Here is a 20,854-nt window from a genome sequence, read left to right as displayed (position 1 = left end):
CGGCCCGGGTCAGCGTGGCGCCGGCCGGTGGACGGTGAGTCCCGCGCGCTCCGCGGCGTCGAAGTGGTCGTCGACGGCCGTCACGTCGCGGCCGACGGCGTCCAGCAGGGAGGCGCCGATCGTCGCGCGCGTGCCGCTGGCGCAGTGCACCCACACCTCGCCGCCGGGCACCTCGCCGGCCCGGTCGTGCAGGTCCTGGACCGGGATGTGCACGGAGTCGGCGACGTATCCGTTGCGGCGCTCGGAGTCACGGCGTACGTCGAGCACCACCACGTCGTTCCGCTCGGCGCGGGCCGTGGCGAGGTCGGCGAAGGTGGCGCACCCGCTGGACGTGAGCCGCTCGCCCGGCCGCACCCACGCGCGCGGGTCGCCGCTCGCGGCGGCGGCCGGGCGGTCGATGCCGACCCGCACCAGCTCCCGCTGGGCGTCGGCCAGTTGGGCGGGCGTTTCGGCGAGCAGGGTGACCGGCTTGCCCCAGGGCAGGAGCCACGCCAGGTAGGTCGCGAGCTTGCCCTCGGCTTCGAAGTTGAAGGTGCCCGGGACGTGCCCGGCGGCGAAGGCCATGCGGTGGCGCAGGTCCACCACCCACTCCCCGGCCGCGAGCCGGGCGGCGATCCGTCCGGCGCCCGCGGGCTCCGGCGGGGTCAGGTCGACGGGGGCGGGGCCCGCGGCGTTGGCGGGGCCCATGTGCGCGTAGTACGCGGGCACGTCGTCGAGACCGGCGAGCAGCTCGGCGACGAACGCGTCCACGTCCTTGGTGAGCGCGGCGTTGGCCGCGCGCTCGGCGCCGACGGTCGTCCACTCGCCCTGCCCCTGGCCGGACGCGCAGAAGCTGCCGAAGCCGTGCGTGGGAAGCAGCCGCACCGCGTCGTCGAGCGCGTCCGCGAGCCGGTGCGCGGACGCGTGCTGGGCGCGGGCGAGTTGCCCGGTGAGCCGCGGCTCGACCAGGTCGGGCCGCCCCACCGCGCCGATCAGGAGCGAGCCGCCGGTGAACGCCGCCACCGGGCTGCCGCCGTCCTCCAGGACGTACGCGGTGTGGTGCGGGGTGTGGCCGGGCGTGGCGAGCGCCCGAAGGACCAGGTCCTCGTCGACGGCGACCGTGTCGCCGTCGGTGACCGGGGTACGCGGGAACGACACGGCGGCCCCGGCCGGGACCAGATAGCGCGCGCCGGTCAGGCGGGCCAGCGCCAGGCCGCCGCTCACGTAGTCGTTGTGGACGTGGGTCTCGGCGACGTACGCGATCCGCACGCCGCGGCGGGCCGCCACCGCGACGACCTGGTCGATGTCGCGCGGCGGGTCGACCGCGACGGCGGTGCGGGGCCCTGAGGCCAGGTAGCTGTGGTTGCCCAGGACCGGGAATTCCAGGGTGTCGACGACGAACACGGCGGCTCCTTCCCGCGCGGAGGTACCGGGTACCCGGGAAAATACCCAGGGGGGTATTTTCGACTCCGGCCGCGCGGGAGGTTGGCGCGGTTCTTTCCCCTGGGCGCTCCCCCGGCCGCCCTGGCCCGCCTGCCGAGCGGCCTGTGAGGCTCAGGCGAGCGGCGTGTGGGGCTCAGGCGAGCCGGATCACGTTCCAGGACAGCGGTTCCAGAACGGCGTGCAGCACCCCCGCGGCGATCTCCGCACCGGTCACCGGGTGCGGGGTCACCCGCTCGGGGTCGTCGGGCGTGTTCCTCGCGTCGGGGTCCGGGTCGGCGAGGGCCGTGTGCGCGACCACCCGCGTGAGGTCGAGGCCGCGCAGGGCGATGTCGAGGGGCAGCGCCGCCCGTTGGTCCCGGTTGACCGCGAAGACCGTGACGGTGCCGTCCTCGCCGCGGACGGCGGTCGCGTGTAGCAGCGCCACCTCGCCGAACCGCGCCGTCGGGTACGTCGGGGAGTCCACCCGGACGTCCAGGACCTCGCCCCGGCCGTGCCGCGAGGCCTGGGCGAAGGGGAAGAACGTGGTCTGCCGCCAGGCGGGACCGCCGGGTTCGGTCATGATCGGGGCGATCACGTTGACGAGCTGGGCGAGGCAGGCGACGGCCACCCGGTCCGCGTGCCGCAGCAGGGCGATGAGGAGCGAGCCGACGACGACGGCGTCGGTGACCGTGTAGACGTCCTCCAGGAGCCGGGGCGCCTCCTGCCAGTCCTCGACCGGGTGCGGGTCGGAGCGGCGCTGGTACCAGACGTTCCACTCGTCGAAGGAGAGGTTGATCTTCTTCGCGGACTTCAGGCGGGCGCCGACGTGGTCGCAGGTGGCGACGACGGCTTCGATGGCGCTCTCCATGTCGACGGCGGCGGCGAGGAAGGAGTCGCGGTCGCCGTCGGTCTCCTCGTAGTAGGCGTGCAGGGAGACCAGGTCGACGAGGTCGTAGGTCTCGGCGAGGACGGTGGCCTCCCAGGCCGCGAACGTGGGCATGCTCCGGTTCGAGCTGCCGCAGGCGACGAGGGTGAGTCCGGGGTCGAACTGGCGCAGGGCGCGGGCGGTTTCGGCCGCCAGCCTGCCGTACTCGCCGGCCGTCTTGTGGCCGGTCTGCCACGGGCCGTCCATCTCGTTGCCGAGGCACCACAGGCGGATGCCGAACGGCTCGTCGTCGCCGTGCGCGACGCGCCGCTCGGACAGTTCCGTGCCGCCGGGGTGGTTGGCGTACTCCACGAGGTCCAGCGCCTCCGTCACCCCGCGCGTCCCGAGGTTGAGCGCCACCATCGGCTCCGCGCCCGTCTTCCGTACGAAGGCCATGAACTCACCGAGCCCGAAGCGGTTGCTCTCCGTCGAGCGCCAGGCCAGGTCGAGCCGCCGGGGCCGGCCGGCCACCGGCCCGACGCCGTCCTCCCACCGGTATCCGGACACGAAGTTCCCGCCCGGATACCGGATCACGGTCACACCGAGCTCCTGGACCAACTCCAGTACGTCGGTACGCAGTCCGTCCGCGTCGGCGGCCGGGTGCCCGGGCTCGTGGATGCCCGTGTACACGCAGCGGCCGAGGTGCTCGACGAAGGTTCCGAAGAGGCGCGGATCGACCGTGCCGACGGTGAACGCGGGATCGAGGGTGAAGCGGGCGGCGCGGGTGGTCATGCGGTTCCTTCCGTGGCGGGTCGGATGGCCCAGCCGCGCCGCTCGTGTCCCTGCCGGTCGGCGGGGCGGCCGGGTCAGGTGGTGGCGCAGGGGGTGCCGTTGAGGGTGAAGGCGGTCGGGGCCGTGTTGGTGGCGCCCTTGGCGGCGGTGAAGCCGACGGTGACCGAGCCCCCGGCGGGGACGGTGGCGGTGTAGGAGGCGGGGGCGACGCTCACCTTGCCGCCGTCCTGGCTCGGGGTGCCTCCCCACATGGTGGTGACCCGCTGGCCGTCGGCGAAGGCGAAGGCGAGCGACCAGCCGCTGAGGGTGGCGGAGCCGGTGTTGCGGAGGGTGATCTCGGCCTGGAAGCCGCTCGCCCACTCGTTGACGACGCGGTAGCCGACGGAGCAGCCCGCGCCCGGCGTGCCGCCGCCGTAGATGGTGGCTTCCTTCGAGGTCTGGACGATGCCGTTGGCGCCGTTGAAGACGCGCTCGCCCCAGGAGCTGAGCCGCTCGGGGTCGAAGTCGACGGCCAGGTCGAGGATCGGGTCGGTGTTGCCGCTCCAGGACCAGGCCAGGTAGCCGAGCTTCAGCTGCTCGGCGGCCGCCATCATGGCGTCCTCGTGCGGGTCGCCGTACTGGTCGGGCGGACCGCCGAACTCCCCGATGAGGAGGGGCAGTTCGGCGCCGACGAAGGCGTTCAGGTAGTCGGTCACCTTCTGCGCGGTGTCGTAGACGCTGTACATGTGGATCGAGAAGATCAGGTCCCCGGTGGGGTCGGCGTCGTACACGGCCTTGGCGTTGGCGCGCATGACGCCTTGCCAGTCCTGGCCCCAGTTGGGCGCGTCCACCATGATCGTGTGCTCGAATCCGGCGCCGCGCAGCTTCTTGACGGCGGCGACGGTGGGCTCGGTCCAGCCCGCGGGGTCGGTGTTGCCCCAGGGCTCATTCCCGATGTTGACGATGACGTAGTTCTCTTGGCCGGCGAGTACGTCCTTCAGGCCGATCCAGTAGTCGGCTGCCTGGTCGAGCGTGGCGGCCGCGGCCTCCTCGCCGTAGCCGGTGGTGTCGTGCACCTCCAGGACGCAGATGAGCCGGTTGGCCTTGCACTGGTCGATGACCCGGGCCACGTCCTCGGCGCTGTTCTTGGTCCAGCGGTGGCCGTTGGAGAGGACGACGCGGACGGTATTGGCGCCGAACGCCTTGATGTCGGCCAGCGACCGGGTCTCCCCCGGGTACCAGGTGTGGGCGTGGTTGACGCCCCGCATGACGAAGTCGTTGCCGTTGCTTTCGACCAGGCGGCCGTCGCTGATGTGGAGGCCGGGGGCGCGGGCGCCGGGCGGCTCGGCCTGGGCTTGGGCGGCGGTGGCGCCCAGGGCGCCGATGCCGATGAGCCCGATGAGGGTGACCAGTGCGGTCAGCAGGGCGGCGACGGGGCTGTTCCGCGTCGCGCTTCTTGTCGTGCCTCTTGTCGTGCCTCTTGTCGTGCTTCTTGTTGTCCTCACTGCGACTCCAGGAGTGAGCGTCAGAAGCTTGCGTGTCGGAAGAAACATGGGAGCGCTCCCATGAAGTCACCATGCCAGGGGCACGTCAACCCTTCGGACGAAGGGACGAGCGACCTGCGGGTGAGCCGGGCGCAGGGCGCGACGGCTCACCGCGCGGTGCTAGTCGCCGCTCACATCGGCCGCCGCAGGCCGGGAATCGGCCCGTCCGCCACCGGGACGCCGAAGTCCGGGGTGCCGTCCGGCTTCCAGCCGAGGCGCTGGACGCGGGTGTGGCGGTTGGGGTCGTTCAGCGGGTCGCCGACGATCTCCTTGTACTGGCGTGCGTGGTAGACGAGGACGTCGGTCCGGCCGTCCTCGGCGACGGCGAAGGAGTTGTGGCCCGGCCCGTACTGCTTGGTGGTGTCGTTGCTGGTGAAGACCGGCTTCGGCGACTTGGTCCAGGACTTCGGGTTCAGCAGGTCGCTGCCCGCCGTGGCGGTGAGCAGCCCCATGCAGTAGTTGGCGTCGGTGGCGCTCGCGGAGTACGTCATGAAGACGCGGCCGTTGCGCTGGAGGAACGAGGCGCCCTCGTTCACCTTGAAGCCGATGCACTCCCAGTCGTACTCGGGTGTGGTGAGCCGTACTTGAGGGCCCGTCAGCGTCCAGGGGTTGGCCATCTTGGAGAGGAAGACGGCGCTGTTGTGGTCCACGCCGGGCTCCTTCTGGGCCCAGGCGAGGTAGCGCGATCCGCCGTACGTGAACGTGGTGGCGTCCAGCGAGAAGGTGTCCCAGGCGGTGGTGATCCGCCCCTTCTCGACCCAGGTGCCCTTGAAGGGGTCGCGGTGGGCGTTCTCCAGGACCCACATGCGGATCTTCCACACGTCGTTCGCGGGCGCGGCGGCGAAGTAGAGGTACCACTTGCCGTCGATGTGGTGGATCTCCGGCGCCCAGATGTGCGCGGCCATGTCGCCGCTGGTGTGCCGCCGCCAGACGACGGCCTCTTCGGCGGTGGCGATGCCGGTCAGGGTGCGGGAGCGGCGCAGGATGATGCGGTCGTACTCGGGCGCGGTGGCGGTGAAGTAGTAGCGGCCGTCGGTGTGGCGGTGGACGTGCGGGTCGGCGCGGTTGCGGACGAGGGGGTTGGTGCCGGGGGCGGCCTTGGCGGCGTCGGGCGTGGCGGCGCGGGCGGTTCCCTGTCCCAGGGCCAGCGTGCCGACGGTCGCGGCTCCGGCGGCCAGGGTGCCCTTCAACAGAGTTCTGCGGCCGGGGAGTTCGTTGCGGTTCATGGAGAGGTCTGCCTTTCCTGAGTGGACTGATCCTGAGTGGGCTGATCCTTTGTGGACTGATCCTGAGTGGGCTGAGCAGAGGTGTCCGAAGGGGCGGCCGTGGTGGACGTGAGGAGCGCGCCGCGCAGCACCGGCACGGCGGCGAGGCCGAGCACGGCGACCGCGAGCAGGAACAGGAGGCCGGTGAGCGCGCTGCCGGTGGAGTCGACGACGGCGGCGATCCCGAGCGGGCCGAAGCCGCCGCCGAGGTTGCCGACGGCGTTGACGGCGGCGATGCCCGCAGCGGCGGCCGCGCCGGTGAGGAAGCGCGGGATGAGCGCCCAGAAGGCGGGCTGGGCCGCGTAGCCGCCGACGGCCGCGGCGCACAGGCCGAGCATCTGGACGACGGGCGAGCCGAAGGCCGCGGCGACGGTGAACCCGGCGACGGTCAGGCCCAGCATGGCCGCGATCCAGGTGTACGGGGTGTCGTGGCGGGCCACGAGCCGGGGCACGACGACGAGCCCGACGGCGACGCAGACGTACGGGATGGCGGAGACCAGGCCGACTTGCGTGCCCGTCAGGTCGCCGAATCCGTCGATGATGGTGGGCAGCCAGAAGGACAGGCCGTACGTGGACAGCGGGAAGGCCAGGAAGAACAGCGCGGCCACGAGCACCCGCCGGTCGCGGAGGACGGCGAGGGTGTGCCGCGGCTGCTCCCCCGCCCGCTCCTGGTCGGCGGCGAGCGCGTCGGCCAGCGAGCGCCGCTGGTCGGGGCTGAGCCAGCGGGCCCGGGCCGGGCCGCTGGGCAGCAGGACGAGGACGAGCGGCGCGACGAGGACCGCCGGAATGCCGGTGACGAGGAACACCCACTGCCAGCCGTCGAGCCCCCACGTCCCGTCGAGGTCCATGAGGAGCCCCATGAGCGGGTTGCCGAGGATGAAGGAGACGGGCGCCGCGAGCATGAACACCCCGATGGCGCGCCCGCGTCGGCTGCCGGGGAACCACTGGGAGAGGTAGTAGAGCACCCCGGGGAAGAACCCCGCCTCGGCGGCGCCGAGCGCGAACCGGGCGAGGTAGAACTGCCAGGTGCTGTGCGCCAGCGTGGTCGCGACGGTCACCAGGCCCCAGGTGATCAGGATCCGCGCGATCCAGCGGTGGGCGCCCACGCGGTGCAGCATCAGATTGCTGGGCACCTCGAAGATCGCGTACGCGGTGAAGAAGAAGACCTGGCCGAGGGTGAACGCGGTGGCGCTGACGCCGAGTTCGGCCTGGAGCTCCAGCTTGGCGAAGCCGACGTTCGAGCGGTCGATGTAGGCGATCACATACAGCAGGCCGAGGAACGGAAGCAGCCGCCACGCGGTGGCGCGCAGGGCTCCGCGCAGGCGCTCGTCGTTCAACTCGTCGCCCAGGGCTCCGCGTTCCATGCGTGCGTCCCCTCACGCTCGTGCCATGACAGCAGTGGTTCCACGCTTCGGCGGTTCGGTATTTCGGACGACATCTGTTATGTCGAACGCGGAAACGGTAAGGGCGTGTTACGAGGAGGTCAACGGGTCGGGACGGACTTCTGTCGCACCTGCGGCACGGACTTCTGTCGCCCCTGCCGCCGCGGGCCGCGGACGTGCCACCCTGAGGCCCCCATGACGGACGACGGAAGGCGGCGGCGCGGATGAGCAGCACGGAGGCCCGGCCCGCGAGCGGGTCCGTGACCAACTGGGCGGGGAACATCACCTTCTCGGCGGGTGCGGCGCACCGTCCCGGCAGCCTGGACGAGCTGCGCGCGCTGGTCGCGGGCAGTGCCCAGGTGCGGGTCCTCGGCAGCGGGCACTCGTTCAACCGGATCGCCGACACCGACCCGGACGCCTCGGGCGGGGCCGCGCTGGTCTCGCTGGCGGCGCTGCCGCCGTCCGTGGACGTCGACCCGCAGACGCGCACCGTGCGCGTCGGGGGCGGGGTGCGGTACGCCGAACTGGCCCGGCACGTCCACGCGCACGGCCTCGCGCTGCCCAACATGGCCTCACTGCCGCACATTTCGGTGGCGGGCTCGGTCGCCACCGGCACCCACGGCTCGGGCAACGCCAACCAGCCCCTGTCCGCGGCCGTGCGCACCGTGGAGCTGGTCACCGCGGACGGCACGGTCCGCACCCTGCGCCGGGGCGACGCCGGCTTCGACGGCGGGGTGGTCGCGCTCGGCGCGCTCGGCGTCGTCACCGCGCTCACCCTCGACCTGGTGCCGGGCTTCGAGGTGAGCCAGCACGTGTTCACCGAACTGCCGCTGGCGGGCCTGGACTTCGCGGCGGTGACGTCGGCCGCGTACAGCGTGAGCCTCTTCACGGACTGGCGCGGGCCGCGCTTCACGCAGGTGTGGCTCAAGCAGCGGGCCGGGCAGCCGGTGGACTTCCCCTGGGCGGCGCCCGCGACCGCGCCGCACCACCCCGTGCCGGGCATGCCGGCGGCGAACTGCACACGGCAGTTGGGCGTGCCGGGCCCCTGGCACGAGCGGCTGCCGCACTTCCGGCCCGAGTTCACGCCCAGCAGCGGCGCCGAGCTCCAGTCGGAGTACCTGCTGCCGCGCGAGCACGCGCTCGACGCCCTAGCCGCCCTCGACGCGCTCCGCGCCGCGATCGCGCCCGTCCTGCTGGTCTGCGAGGTGCGTACGGTCGCCGCCGACAGCCAGTGGCTGAGCCCGGCGTACGACCGCGACACCGTGGCGTTCCACTTCACCTGGGTGCCGGACGCGGCGGCGGTGCTCCCCGTGGTGTCCCGGATCGAGGAGCGCCTGGCGCCGTTCGCGCCGCGTCCGCACTGGGGCAAGGTGTTCACTGTTGCACCCGCCGAACTCCGCGTCCGCTACCCGCAGTTGGGCGCCTTCGCGGCCCTCGCGGACACGCTGGATCCCGCGGGGAAGTTCCGCAACTCCTTCGTACGCGGGGTCCTCACCGGCTGATCCTTCGTACGCGGCATCCTCACCGGCCGAGACCGCTCCCCCGCCGCGCCGCCCGGCCCACCGCGACGAGGCCGAGCAGCGGCACCGCCGCGAGGGCGGCCCACGGCAGCGCGCCGCCCCGCTCCAGGAGCGCGCCCGCGGGCGCGCCGCCCACGAGGACCACGACGCCGGACAGCGAGGACAGCGCACCCATGAAGAACCCGAGCCGGTGGTCCGCCACCAGGTCGGGCAGCCAGGCCCGCGCGGCCGGTACCACCAGCATCTGTCCCAGGGTCAGCAGCACCACGAACGTCACGGCCGGGACGATGCCGCCCACCGGGAGCAGCGCCCCGGCCGCGGCGAAGGAGGCGGCGATCACCAGCAGGCCGCAGCGCAGGGCCGCCGGGTGCGAAAGGCGCGCCGACACCCAGCGCGCGAGCGGCAGTTGGCCGACGACGACCAGGGCGGAGGAGAGCGCGAAGAGCCAGCCGAGCGCGGCCTGCGAGCCGAGGGAGCGGTCCAGTTCGGCGGGCAGGGCGAGATAGAGCTGGTTGTACGCCAGGAGGTAGGTGCTGTACGCGAGGCACAGGGAGAGGAAGGCGCGGTGGCGCACCAACTGCCGGGCGCTGTCGCGCAGTCCGGAACGGGGCGTCCCGGCATCCGACGTCCCGGCGTGCGCGTCCTGGGCCTTCGTGCCCTGGGCCTTCATGCCCTGGGCCTTCATGCCCTGAGCCTTCGAGTCGTAGGCCTTCGTGTCCGGCATGAGCCGCCAGTGCGCGGCGAGGACCAGCACGAACACCGCCGCCCCCGCGAGGCACGCCGCCCGGAACCCTCCCGCGAGCAGGGCCGCGCCGACGACGGGCCCGATCAGCGCCCCGGCCTGGCCGCCCGCGGAGAACAGGCCGAGCACCCGGGCGCGGTCGATGCCGGTGGCCTCTTCGTGACGTACGGCCTGGCGGGCCATCTCGGTCTCGACGGCGGGCGAGAACAGCGCCGCGGCGAACCCCACGAGGAGCACCGACCCGATGACGGACCAGGTCGCGTCGGCGAAGGCCAGCCAGGCGAACCCGGCGACGCGCAGCGCGCAGCCGACGAGCACGACGGGGCGGGGGCCGTACCGGTCGGTGAGCGCCCCGCCGACGACGAACAGCCCCTGCTGGCTGAACGTGCGCAGACCCAGGACCAGGCCCACCGTCCACCCGGCGAGACCGAGGGCACCGCCGAGGTGGTCGGCGAGATACGGCAGGACGGCGAAGAAGCCGATGTTGAAGGCGCACTGGGTGACGATCAGGAGCCGGGGCAGGGCGGGCAGCGTACGCACCAGGCGGGCACACGTGCGTGGGGTGCGGTCGGAGCGGGCGGAAGCGGCGGTGGGCATGGGGGCGGCTCTGGGGGTGTGGGGGCGTGGGGGCGTGGAGGTCAGCGGGCGGGGTGGCGCTGGTGGGCGGCGGCCAGGAGGTCGCGTGTGTCCGGTTCCCGGGGCGCGGCGAAGAGTTCGCGCACGGGTGCCGTCTCGACGATCCGGCCCGCCGACATGACGGCGACCCGGTGCGCGGTGTGCCGTACGAGGGCCAGGTCGTGGCAGATGAACAGGTAGCCGAGGCCGAGCCGGTCCTGGAGGTCGGTGAGGAGGTTGACGATGCCGGAGCGGACGGACGGGTCGAGCGCGGACACCGGCTCGTCCAGGACGAGCAGCCGGGGTTCGAGGGCCAGGGCCCGCGCGATGCCGGCGCGCTGGCACTGGCCGCCGGACAGTTCGTGGGGCCGCCGGGACGCGTACGCGGGGTCGAGCCCGACGAGTTCCATCAGCTCGGCGGCGCGTCCGGCCACCGGCCTGCGGTGCACTCGCAGCGGCTCGGTGATGGCGTCGCCGATGCGGGCGCGCGGGTCGAGCGAGGCGTAGGGGTCCTGGAAGACGGGCTGGAACTCGGTGCGCAGCTCCCGCAATTGACGACCGCGCAGTGCGGTGAGCTCCTGCCCGGCGAACCTGACGCTGCTGCCGCGCTCCGGCCGGAGCAGGCCGAGCACGGCGAGGGCCGTGGACGACTTGCCGCAGCCCGACTCGCCGATGAGCGCGAGGGTTTCGCCCGCGTCGATGTGGAAGGAGACGTGGTCGACGGCGGTGCGGTCGCCGTAGCGCACGACGAGGTCGGTGACGTCGAGGAGGGGGTTCACGAGGCGGCCTTCCCGGCGAAGAGGGCGGTGGCGGGCACGGGCAGGTCCGCCGCGCGGTGGCAGGCGACGGTGTGCTCGTCCTCGGTGCCGGTGAGCGGGGGTTCCGTGTCCCGGCACACCGGCGCGGCGAGCGGGCAGCGGGGCGCGAAGGCGCATCCCGGCGGCAGGTCGTCCGGTGCGGGCGGGCTCCCCCCGATGGCGGGGAGCCGCCCGCGGGGACCGGCCGGGGGCAGGGAGGTGTCGTCGTCCGGCGCCGGTGGCAGCGACGCCACCAGGCCCGCCGTGTACGGCGAGCGCGGTTCGCCGAACACCCGCCGCGCCGGGCCGGATTCGGTCACGCGGCCCGCGTACAGGACCACCGCGCGATCGGCGTGCGCGGCCGCGAGGTCCAGGTCGTGGGTGACCAGGAGCAGCGCCGCGCCCGTGGCCTTGCGCGACTCCGTCAGCACGCCGAGGATCTGCTCGCGGACCCGGGGGTCGAGGGCGGTGGTGGGTTCGTCGGCGACGATCAGGCCGGGTCCGTTGACCAGGGCCATGGCGATCACGGCGCGCTGCCGCATGCCGCCGGAGAACTCGTGGGGCAGGGCGCGGGCCCGCCGCGCGGCGTCCGCGATGCCGACGCCGTCCAGGGCCGCGACCGCCCGGCGCCGGGCCTCGGCGCGGGAGACGCGGGCCACGGAGCGTACGGCGGCGGCGAGTTGGTCGCCGACCGGATGCACGGGGCTGAGCACGGCGAGCGCGTCCTGCGGGACGTACGCGAGACGCCGGCCCCACAGCCGCCGGTACACGTCAGCCCCGGCCCCGGCGATCTCCTCGCCGTCGAGCCGTACGCTGCCGGACACGCGAGCACCGTGCGGCGGCAGCCCCAGAATCGCCTTGGCCGTCAGCGACTTGCCCGCACCCGACTCCCCGACCAGAGCGGTCGCCTGCCCGGCGCGGACATCGAAGGACACGCCCCGCACCGCGGACACGGTGCCGACGGAGACCACCAGATCGCGCACGGCCAGCACGGGCGAGGCGAGGGTCGTGGAACAAGTCACCCGGCCACCTCCGTGAGTTCGACGGGACGGAGTGCGGGCGCGGCGGCGTGGGCGCGCGGGGGCAGATCGACCACGGCTGCAAGCCGCCCGGGACACACGCCCAAGGACACACCACGCACCGCGGCCACCATGCCGACGGAAACCACCAGATCGCGGACCACCGGCACGGGCGGGACGAAGGTCGTGGAGCAAGTCACCCGGCCACCTCCGTGAGTTCGGCGGAGCGGGGTGGTGCGGGCACGGTGGCGTGGGCGCGGCGGGTGCGTGGGCGCAGGCCCGCCAGGGTCACCGCTAGGGACGCCAGGAGGGCCAGTGCGGCGGCCGGGGCGAGGGCGGCGAGGGGTGCGCGCTCGACGTACAGACGGGATTCGTCGAGCAGCAGTCCCCACTCGGGGGCGGGCGGCTGCGCGCCTAGGCCGAGGAAGCCGAGCGCGGCGAGGGCGAGGGCGACGCCGGGCAGACGCAGGACCGCGTGCCGGGCGACCGGGCCCGCCACCGCGGGCAGGACGTGCCGCGTGAGGATCCAACCCGGCCCGGCTCCGATGGCGCGCAGCGCCGTCACATGGGCGCCCGCGCGCGTCTCCTGGACCAGGGCGGCGGCGTGCGCGGCCAGCGGCGGCCAGGAGATGAGCGCCACCGCTAGGGACGCGCCGAAGGTGCTCGGCCCGGTGAGGGCGGCGACGAGGACGCCGACGATGACGGGCGGCAGCGCGTTGGCGATGTCGGCGAGACCCGCCCCGGCGTGCGGCAGGAACCCGATCGCGAGCGCGAGCAGGAAGGAGACGGCACACACGGCGAGCGCCACGCCGACGGTGCTCGCGGCGCCGTGGCCGAGCCGGGCGAGGACGTCACGGCCGAGCGCGTCGGTGCCGAGCGGATGCGCGGCGGAGGGTCCGGCGAGCCGCAGGGTGGTGTCGACGGCGTACGGATCGCGCAGCAGTCCCCCGCCGATGACCAGCGCGAGAGCCGCGCCGAGCGTGGCGGGAACCCAGGCGCGCACGCGCCCCGGGGGCGGCGGAGGCAGCGCGAGCGCCGAGCCCTTGAGCGCCGCGCCGAACAGCCACGCCCGTACGAGCGCCGCGCAGCCGCCCGCCGCAAGGGCCAGGAGCAGCAGGGCGAGCACCGCGCCCTGGAGCAGCGGCAGGTCCTGGGACTTGGCGGCGCCCAGCGCGGTGCGGCCGAGGCCCGGCACGGCGAAGACCGTCTCGACGGCGACGGCCCCGCCGGTGAGCCCGACGGCCACCAGGCCCACCTGCGGGACGAGCGCGGGCAGGGCGCGCCGCAGGGCGGCGGCCACCACGCGGACCCGGCTCACGCCGGAGGCGCGCCACACGTCCGTCCAGCGCTCGCGGAACACCGCGGGCAGCGCGTCGTCCACGAGCCTGCCGAGGAGCCCGCCCGCGGGGACACCCATCGCGAGTGCGGGCAGGACCAGGTGCGCGGGGCCCTCCCAGCCGGAGACCGGAAGCAGGCCCCACCACACGCCGAGCACGATCAACAGCACGGTGGCGAGCAGGAATTCGGGCACGGCGGCCAGCATCGCCGCCACCGCACCGCCACCGCCGCGCAGCGTGCCGCGCGCCCCGCGCACCAAGGTGGGCGCGCACAGCGTGCACGCGATGAGCACCGCCACGGTGAGCGAGGCGGCCATGAGCGTCAGCGAGACGCCGAGCCCGGAGAGCACGGACGGCAGCACGTCGGCCCCGGAGACCCAGGAGGTGCCGAGGTCGCCGCGGAGGAGGCCGCCCGCCCAGTCGGTGAGCAGGGCGAGCGGCCCGGCGTCCAGGCCGAGGTCGCGGCGGACGGCGGCCAACGCCTCGGCGGTGGGCTCCTGTTCGGCGGAGCGGGCGCGCAGCACGGTGAGCGCCGGGTCCCGGCCGGAGAGCCACGGCAGCAGGCCGACGGTGGCGACGACGACGGCGAGGGCGGCGGCCCGGGCGAGGCCCGCCCTCAGCGGGGGTCGGATCAGTCGGCGCGGAGACCGGATAAGACGGCGCGGACGCCGCGGACGGCGCCCCGCCGGGCCTGTGCGGGCCTTCACTTGACGTACGTGTCGAGCGTGATCAGCTCGCGCTCGCGCGGGTCCTTGGTCGAGCCCACGACGTTCGTGGCGTCGCCCTGGATCACGCGCTCGTGCAGCATCGGGATCGCCGCGTCGGTGTTGAGCACGGCGGTCTCGGCCTTGAGCACGGCGGCGCGGCGCGCGGCGCCGGACGCGGTCTCCTCGGCGGTGTGGACGGCCTTGTCCACGCCCGGGTCGGCGAGCTGGGAGATGTTGAAGGAGCCGTCGCCCGCGAAGTCGCTGCGCAGGTACGCGGCCGGGTCGCCGGAGTCGATGACGGTGGCGCGGGAGAGGATGAACGCGTCGAACTTGCCCGCGAGGGCGTCCGCTTCGATGTTGGCGTACTCGCGCACTTCGAGCTTCACCTTGAACCCGGCGTCCTTCAGCTGCTGCTGGAGGGCGGCGGCGACCTCGGGCAGTTCGGCCCGGTCGGTGAAGGTGCCGATGGTGACGGTCTTGCCCGACGACTTCGCGGGCTTGGCCGCGTCGGTGCGTCCGGCGCGCTCGGCGGCCCAGGGCAGGGCGGGCCCGAGCAGGCCTTCGGCGACGTCGGCGCGGCCTTCGTAGATGCCCTTGACGAGGGCCTTGGCGTCGATGGCGGCGCGGGCGGCGGCCCGCTGCCCGGGGTCCTTGAAGACGCCCTTGTCGGTGTTCAGGTACAGGGTGTTGGTGCGCGGCATCGGCACCTCGGATATCTGGTCCTCCTTCAGGAGGGACGCCTGCGAGACCGGGATCGCCTCGACGATGTCGGCGTCGCCGCCGCGCAGGGCCGCGGCGCGCGCGGCGCCGTCCGGGACGAACGTGACGTCGATCCCGGCGGCCTTGGCGCGACCGCCCCAGTACTCCTCATTGCGGTCGAGGCGCGCCGACGAGGTGCCCTCGACCTGCTTCAGGACGAAGGCGCCGGTGCCCGCTCCGCGCGGGTCGACCGTCTTGCCCCGGTACGCCTTGGCGGCGAGGACCGACAGCTGCGGCGAGGACAGCCGCTGCGGCACGAGCGGGTCGGGCTCGCCGGTGGTGACGGTGACGGTGTCGCCCTTGGCCTCGGCCTTGAAGTCGACGCCGTCGAGGATGCGCGGCTTGGGCGCGGCCCCGGCGGCCTTGGTGAGGGAGCGCACCACGGCCTGCGCGGTGAGCGGCGTCCCGTCGTGGAAGGTCACGCCGCCGCGGACGGTGAAGGCCCACGTCTTGTCGTTCACGCGCTTCCACCGGGTGGCGAGCGCGGGCCTGGCGTCGCCCTCCTTGTCCAGGGTGACGAGCGTCTCGGCGGTGGACCAGCGCGACAGCTTGAACGCGTCGTCGCTGAGCGGGGAGAGGCCGGAGCGGGGCGGGTTCATCATCGCGACGCGTACGCGCTTGTCGTCCGAGGACGTGGCGCCGTCGGACGAGCTCGCGGCGAAGCAGCCGCTGAGGGTGAGCGCGCAGGCGACGGCGAGCGCGGCGGGAGGCAGGGTCTTACGGAGGCGCACGGCACTTCTTCCGGGGACGGGGCGAAGGGAGCGGGGCAGAGAGACGGGGCGAAGGGAGCGGGGCAGGAGAGCGGGGCGAAAAGGGCATGGCGGTGCCCTGGGACGAGGGGGACGGCTTTGCGTTTCCTTGACGCTTCAACCGTATCAGCATGACAATCGTTTTCACTAACGGTAGAGATCTTGGAAGCCGCGCCGGAGAGGCCCGCCCACGCGGGGCCTCTCCGGCGCACTCGCCCCCTGCGGGCCCCGGTCAGACCCCGGGCTTCCAGTCGCCCAGCCAGTCGCCGACCTCCTGGTCGGCGGCCTGCGCGTCGCTCAGGTGCGGGCGGTCGGCGCCCGCCGGACCGGAGCCGGGACCGGTGTTGCGGTACTCGGCGAAGCGGTCGTCCTTCCAGGAGAAGCCGCCCATGTCCGTCCACGGACCGGGCCTGACCGCCGCGCCGAGGGTGGACTCGCGGACGGTCGTCTGCGGGTCGAGGGACGCGTCGCCGCCCGCGTGCCAGGGGCGGCCGAGGTGGAAGGTGCGCGCCGACACGTCGCCCGTGACGGTGGAGCGGGTGACGAGGAAGCCCCTGCGGCCCGCCGCCGTGCTCGGGGCGGTGACGTACCCCTGCGAACTGCCGTCCCAGCGCTTCTTCAAGGTGATCACCGAGCGGTCGAGCACGGCGGTGGCCCGCCCGAAGACGAAGTCGACGTTGCCCACGACGTTGGAGTCGCGGACGTAGACCCGGCCGAGCCTGTCCTTGGCGGCGGTGTCCAGGAGCAGGGTGTCCTGGTCGCCCGTGACGATCACGGAGTGCAGCAGGACCTTGTCGGCGGCGGTGCGCAGCGCCACCGCCTGGTGTCCCTTCAGGTCCTGGTGGGCCTTCTCGTCGAAGTCGTTGGAGAAGGTGAGGTTGCGGGCCTGGAAGTCGTCGGCCTCGACGGCGACGGTGGCGCTGCCCGAGGTGCCGTAGGTCCCCGAGCCGTCCGGCTTCGGCGTACCGGCCGCGTTGTTGTAGACGATCACGGTGTCCTTGCCGCTCGCGCCGGTCCCCTGGATCGTCACGTGCGGCTTGTTCGCCGGGACCTTGACGGTTTCGCGGTACGTGCCGGGCTTGACCTCGATGACGACCCTCGACGGGTTGTTCGCCGGTACGGCGTTCACGGCGGCCTGCACAGTCTTGTACTGGCCGCTGCCGTCCTTGGCGACGGTGAGGGTCCTGGCCGCCTCGGCGGTGGCCGCCGTACCGATCGAACTGCGCGGCCCGGTACCGGACTTGAGGAGCGCCGGCACGTCCGCCGCCTTGTCGAGGCGGTAGGCGTAGTACGTCTTCGGGTCGAAGGCGGTGCCCCCACTCTCGTTGCGCCCGCTGGTGCCGGAGAACACGCTGCCGCGCTGGACGAGGGCCGCGCCGCTGTCCTTGATGACGGGGTTCCTGATGCCCTGGAAGAAGCTGTTCTCCAGGACCATCTTCGTGCCGCCGCGCGCGTAGTTGCCGTACGAGGACGTGATGTCCGTCTTCGGGGCGTCCTCCAGGAAGTTGTTGTACAGGTGCGCGTGGGCGGCGTTGTCGGTGGACGGGTTGCGCTGCTCGGTCTCGCGGATCCAGTTGTGGTGGATCGTGATGTCGGTCTCGACGTTCTCGGTCCAGCCGATGCCGAACGTCTTGTTGTTGTCGCTCAGCTTGTTCCAGGACACCGTCACGTACGTGCTGTCCTTGCGGACGTCGATCAGCCCGTCCGCCATGTGCCGCAGGTCGTTGTGGTCGATCCACACATGGTGGGCGCCGTCCATCTGCACGGCGTCGAAGTCGTGGTCCTTGTCGTTCCACACGCCCTGGTAGGAGTCACGGATCGTCAGATTCCTGATGATCACGTTGTGGACGCCCTTGCCGAGGAAGAAGCCGCCCCCGACGATGTGGCCCTTGGTCCCCGCGCCCACGATCGTCTTGTCCGAGGCGACCTTGATCTCCTTGCCCACCGGGTTCATCGTGATCGCGCCGTCGACGACGATGACGTACGGCTCCGGGGCGGTCGCGTACTTCTCGAGCTCCGCGAGCGTCCGCACGGTGACCGTCCTGCCGTCGCGTCCGCCGTACGTGCCCTTCTGGCCGAGGGCGTCGACGGACGCGAATCCGTCGGCCTCCGCTGCGGCCCATGACGGGGCGTCCGCCTTCGGCCGTGCGTCCGCGCCGGACGCCCCGAAGGTCACGCCGTACGTCAGCCCTCCGACGGCGGCCATGACCACCGTGATACCGACGGCCAGGCCGAGCCTGCGCCTGCGGTGTCGCGCCCTGTCCTTCATTGCCATCACTTGCCTCATCTGCCCTGGTCGATAGCGGGTGTGCCGTGCGCTGGGCAGTTGCCGCCGGGCGCCGGATGGTTGCCGGTCCTCTCACCGGCCGGCCGGGACGGCCCCTTCCGCCTTTGCCCGCACAGGGATTGACGTGCCGTCATCGCGCTCCTAGCGTCTGGTCGACACCCCGAACTATGTCCGAGATACCGAACATTCACCCTCAGAGGAACGAGGCCCCATGGCACCCGCCCCCACACCCGCCAGACGAGCCGTCCTCCGTGCCGCGGCCCTCGCGGCGGCGGCACCCGCGCTCTCCTCCCTCGCCGGGGGCCCGGCGGCCGCCGCCGAACGGTCCGCGCCCCGCGTGCGCGCGGCGGGCGCCGCCCCCGCCGCCCCGTCCGCCTGGACGGCGCGGCCCTTCGCGCTCAAGGACGTGACGCTGCACAAGGGCGTGTTCGCCGGCAAGCGCGCGCTGATCCTGGACCACGGCCGGGGCTACGACGTGGACCGGCTGCTCCAGGTCTTCCGTGCCAACGCCGGGCTCTCCACCCGGGGCGCGGTGGCCCCCGGCGGCTGGGAGGGCCTGGACGGCGAGGCGAACGGAAACCTCCGCGGCCACTACACCGGCCACTTCCTGACCATGCTGTCCCAGGCGTACGCGAGCACGGGCGAGAAGGCGTACGCGGAGAAGGTGCGCTCCATGATCGGGGCGCTGACGGAGGTGCGGGCGGCGCTGCGCCGCGACCCCGAAGTGCTCGACGTCCCGGGGAAGTTCGGCACCGCCGTCGAGAACGTCCGGGGTTCCTACCAGTACGTCGACCTGCCGGACGGCGTTCTCGGCGGCGTCACGGCCGTCACCGTCTCGGCCTGGGTGAAGCCCGCCCACGACGCCGACTGGACCCGGATCCTCGACTGCGGCGACGGCACCACCCGCTACCTCTACCTGGCCGCCCGCAACGCCGACGGCGTCCCCCGCTTCGCCCTCACGACCAGCGGCCCCGGCGGCGAGCAGGCCGTCGACGGCACCGCCCCGCTGCCGCTGGACAAGTGGAGCCATGTGGCGGTGACCCTCAAGGGCACCACCGGGACCCTCTACGTCAACGGCACCGCGGTCGCGGCGAACACGGCGATGACGCTCGATCCGGCGGCGCTCGGCGCCCTGAAGCACCACTGGCTCGGCCGGTCCGCCTTCCCCGCCGACCCCGTCTTCGCCGGTGCCTTCGACGAGGTCAACCTCTGGTCGCGGGCACTGTCCGCCGCCGAACTCACGGAGTTGCAGGGCAAGTCGGCCGCCCAGTCGTCGGCCGGGCGCGGCGACCTGGCGTCGTACGCCTGTGACGAGACCGGCGGCGGACGCCTCGCCGACGCCTCCGGCCGCAACCGGCACGCCACGCTGCGCCGCACCTGGGGCGGGCCCAGCCACCCCGGCTTCCTCGCGGCGTACCCGGAGACGCAGTTCATCACCCTGGAGTCGATGACGAGCTCCGACTACCACGTGGTGTGGGCGCCGTACTACACCGCGCACAAGATCCTGCGCGGCGTCCTCGACGCGTATGTCCACGTCGGCGACGAGCGCGCGCTCGACCTCGCGTCGGGCATGTGCGACTGGATGCACGCGCGGCTGTCCAAGCTGCCCGACAGCACCCGGCAGCGCATGTGGGGCCTCTTCTCCAGCGGCGAGTTCGGCGGCATCGTCGAGGCGATCTGCGACCTGCACACGATCACCGGCAAGGCCCAACACCTGGCGCTCGCCCGCCTCTTCGACCTCGACAAGCTCATCGACGCGTGCGCCGCGGGCACCGACATCCTCGACGGGCTGCACGCCAACCAGCACATCCCCATCTTCACCGGGCTCCTGCGGCTGTACGACGAGACGGGCGAGAAGCGCTATCTCACCGCCGCGAAGAACTTCTGGGGCATGGTCGTGCCGACGCGCATGTACGGCATCGGCGGCACCAGCCAGGGCGAGTTCTTCAAGGCGCGCGGCGTCATCGCGGGCACGCTCGGCGACAGCACCGCCGAGTCCTGCTGCGCGTACAACCTGCTCAAACTGAGCCGGACGCTGTTCTTCCACGAGCAGGACCCGGCGTACATGGACTACTACGAACGGGCCCTGTACAACCAGGTCCTCGGCTCCAAGCAGGACCGGGCGGACGCCGAGAAGCCGCTGGTGACCTACTTCATCGGCCTGTCGCCAGGCCATGTGCGCGACTACACGCCCAAGCAGGGCACGACCTGCTGCGAGGGCACCGGCCTGGAGAGCGCCACCAAGTACCAGGACTCCGTCTACTTCCAGCAGGCCGACGGCTCCGCCCTGTACGTCAACCTCTACAGCCCCGCCACGCTGACCTGGGCCGAGAAGGGCGTCACCGTCACCCAGACCACCGACTACCCGAGGGAGCAGGGCAGCACGCTCACGGTCCGGGGCGGCCGCGCGGCCTTCGAGCTGCGGCTGCGCGTACCGGCCTGGGCGACGAGCGGCTTCACCGTGACCGTCAACGGCAGGAGGACGAAGGGCGATCCCGCGCCCGGCAGCTACTACTCCGTGTCGCGGACCTGGCGCGACGGCGACACAGTGCGCGTCTCCATCCCCTTCCGGCTGCGCGCCGAAAAAGCCCTCGACAAGCCGGAGATCCAGACGCTGTTCTACGGCCCGGTCAACCTCGTGGCCCGCGACAGCCGCAGGACCTTCCTCCGCTTCGGGCTCTACCGCAACGCCGCCCTCTCCGGCGACCTGCTCCCCTCCCTGACCCCGGTCTCCGGCAAGCCCCTCCACTACCGGCTCGACGGCGTCGAGTTGGCCCCCTTCCACGAAGGCACCGAGGACCCGACGCACGCCTACTTCCAGCGGACCGAGCCCACGGTCGTCTTCGGCACGACGGACTCCGGCGTCGCCAACCCGGCCGGGCCCGACGGCACCACCCTGCTCGACGAGATCTGGGCGGGCGCGCCCTTCAAGAACAAGGGCGCGCTCGTCGAGCGCGTGGAGTCCACGGTGAACGCCTGGGTGGCCGCCGGCCGGCTCAGCCGCGCGGACGGCCAGAAGGTGGTGCGGACGGCGAAGGACGCGACATATACGCCGTGACGGACGTGACATATACGGCCTGACATATGCGCCGCA

The 20,854-nt window shown here is 73.1% G+C and carries 14 protein-coding genes; 2 read left to right on the top strand and 12 right to left on the bottom strand.

Annotation, left to right across the window (positions count from 1 at the left end):
- Nucleotides 1-9: 9 nt before the first annotated feature.
- The 5 genes from AC0KTA_RS34220 to AC0KTA_RS34200 all read right to left on the bottom strand — a co-directional run bounded on the left by AC0KTA_RS34220 (nucleotide 10) and on the right by AC0KTA_RS34200 (nucleotide 7,210).
- Nucleotides 10-1,383 carry a rhodanese-like domain-containing protein gene (locus AC0KTA_RS34220; protein ID WP_481052066.1) on the bottom strand — a complete coding sequence of 458 codons (1,374 nt, stop codon included), beginning with the start codon at nucleotides 1,381-1,383 and terminating at the stop codon, nucleotides 10-12.
- A gap of 172 nt (nucleotides 1,384-1,555) precedes the next feature.
- A complete protein-coding gene (arfA, locus tag AC0KTA_RS34215; RefSeq protein WP_481052065.1) occupies nucleotides 1,556-3,058 on the bottom strand; it encodes an arabinosylfuranosidase ArfA in 1,503 nt (500 codons plus the stop codon).
- Nucleotides 3,059-3,132: 74 nt separating this feature from the next.
- Entirely contained in the window at nucleotides 3,133-4,542 is a 1,410-nt protein-coding gene (locus AC0KTA_RS34210) for a cellulase family glycosylhydrolase (RefSeq protein ID WP_481052064.1), read from the bottom strand.
- A gap of 170 nt (nucleotides 4,543-4,712) precedes the next feature.
- Nucleotides 4,713-5,807 (bottom strand): glycoside hydrolase family 43 protein, encoded by a 1,095-nt coding sequence (locus AC0KTA_RS34205; RefSeq protein WP_481052063.1) that lies wholly within the window; start codon nucleotides 5,805-5,807, stop codon nucleotides 4,713-4,715.
- Nucleotides 5,804-7,210 (bottom strand): MFS transporter, encoded by a 1,407-nt coding sequence (locus AC0KTA_RS34200; RefSeq protein ID WP_481052062.1) that lies wholly within the window; start codon nucleotides 7,208-7,210, stop codon nucleotides 5,804-5,806. The genes AC0KTA_RS34205 and AC0KTA_RS34200 overlap by 4 nt, the downstream gene beginning before the upstream one ends.
- A 242-nt stretch (nucleotides 7,211-7,452) precedes the next feature.
- Here AC0KTA_RS34200 and AC0KTA_RS34195 point away from each other — a divergent pair, with 242 nt between their 5' ends.
- Entirely contained in the window at nucleotides 7,453-8,730 is a 1,278-nt protein-coding gene (locus tag AC0KTA_RS34195) for an FAD-binding protein (RefSeq protein WP_481052061.1), read from the top strand.
- A gap of 19 nt (nucleotides 8,731-8,749) precedes the next feature.
- Here AC0KTA_RS34195 and AC0KTA_RS34190 read toward each other — a convergent pair whose 3' ends face one another.
- From AC0KTA_RS34190 to AC0KTA_RS34160, 7 genes are all read right to left on the bottom strand, one after another.
- Entirely contained in the window at nucleotides 8,750-10,087 is a 1,338-nt protein-coding gene (locus AC0KTA_RS34190; RefSeq protein ID WP_481052060.1) for an MDR family MFS transporter, read from the bottom strand.
- 41 nt (nucleotides 10,088-10,128) lie between these two features.
- Nucleotides 10,129-10,884: an ATP-binding cassette domain-containing protein gene (locus AC0KTA_RS34185; protein ID WP_481052059.1), complete on the bottom strand. Its 756-nt coding sequence runs from the start codon at nucleotides 10,882-10,884 to the stop codon at nucleotides 10,129-10,131.
- The gene (locus AC0KTA_RS34180; protein ID WP_481052058.1) at nucleotides 10,881-11,924 is read right to left on the bottom strand and encodes an ABC transporter ATP-binding protein; all 1,044 of its coding nucleotides are present in this window, start codon (nucleotides 11,922-11,924) and stop codon (nucleotides 10,881-10,883) included. The genes AC0KTA_RS34185 and AC0KTA_RS34180 overlap by 4 nt, the downstream gene beginning before the upstream one ends.
- Nucleotides 11,921-12,121 (bottom strand): hypothetical protein, encoded by a 201-nt coding sequence (locus AC0KTA_RS34175; protein ID WP_481052057.1) that lies wholly within the window; start codon nucleotides 12,119-12,121, stop codon nucleotides 11,921-11,923. Before AC0KTA_RS34175 ends, AC0KTA_RS34180 begins: the two co-directional genes overlap by 4 nt.
- Nucleotides 12,118-13,890, bottom strand: a complete 1,773-nt coding sequence (locus tag AC0KTA_RS34170; protein WP_481056664.1) for an ABC transporter permease subunit — start codon at nucleotides 13,888-13,890, stop codon at nucleotides 12,118-12,120. The genes AC0KTA_RS34175 and AC0KTA_RS34170 overlap by 4 nt, the downstream gene beginning before the upstream one ends.
- 71 nt (nucleotides 13,891-13,961) lie before the next feature.
- Complete coding sequence (locus tag AC0KTA_RS34165; RefSeq protein ID WP_481052056.1) at nucleotides 13,962-15,455, bottom strand: ABC transporter substrate-binding protein; 1,494 nt, start codon at nucleotides 15,453-15,455, stop codon at nucleotides 13,962-13,964.
- 250 nt (nucleotides 15,456-15,705) lie between these two features.
- The gene (locus AC0KTA_RS34160) at nucleotides 15,706-17,748 is read right to left on the bottom strand and encodes a pectinesterase family protein (RefSeq protein WP_481052055.1); all 2,043 of its coding nucleotides are present in this window, start codon (nucleotides 17,746-17,748) and stop codon (nucleotides 15,706-15,708) included.
- Between the two features lie 223 nt (nucleotides 17,749-17,971).
- Between AC0KTA_RS34160 and AC0KTA_RS34155 the strand changes: the two genes are divergently transcribed.
- Nucleotides 17,972-20,818 (top strand): beta-L-arabinofuranosidase domain-containing protein, encoded by a 2,847-nt coding sequence (locus AC0KTA_RS34155; RefSeq protein ID WP_481052054.1) that lies wholly within the window; start codon nucleotides 17,972-17,974, stop codon nucleotides 20,816-20,818.
- Nucleotides 20,819-20,854: the final 36 nt, after the last annotated feature.

The sequence above is a fragment of the Streptomyces sp. Y309 genome (genome assembly GCF_056712025.1).
Note: the sequence above shows the minus strand (reverse complement) of the source record. Positions and strands in the feature narration are given on the sequence as shown.

What these genes read in the sequence shown, in the direction of transcription:
- arfA (WP_481052065.1), bottom strand. Translation starts at nt 3,058, where the DNA reads ATGACCACCCGCGCCGCCCGCTTCACCCTCGATCCCGCGTTCACCGTC.
- AC0KTA_RS34205 (WP_481052063.1), bottom strand. Translation starts at nt 5,807, where the DNA reads ATGAACCGCAACGAACTCCCCGGCCGCAGAACTCTGTTGAAGGGCACC.
- AC0KTA_RS34200 (WP_481052062.1), bottom strand. Translation starts at nt 7,210, where the DNA reads ATGGAACGCGGAGCCCTGGGCGACGAGTTGAACGACGAGCGCCTGCGC.
- AC0KTA_RS34195 (WP_481052061.1), top strand. Translation starts at nt 7,453, where the DNA reads ATGAGCAGCACGGAGGCCCGGCCCGCGAGCGGGTCCGTGACCAACTGG.
- AC0KTA_RS34190 (WP_481052060.1), bottom strand. Translation starts at nt 10,087, where the DNA reads ATGCCCACCGCCGCTTCCGCCCGCTCCGACCGCACCCCACGCACGTGT.
- AC0KTA_RS34160 (WP_481052055.1), bottom strand. Translation starts at nt 17,748, where the DNA reads ATGGCAATGAAGGACAGGGCGCGACACCGCAGGCGCAGGCTCGGCCTG.
- AC0KTA_RS34155 (WP_481052054.1), top strand. Translation starts at nt 17,972, where the DNA reads ATGGCACCCGCCCCCACACCCGCCAGACGAGCCGTCCTCCGTGCCGCG.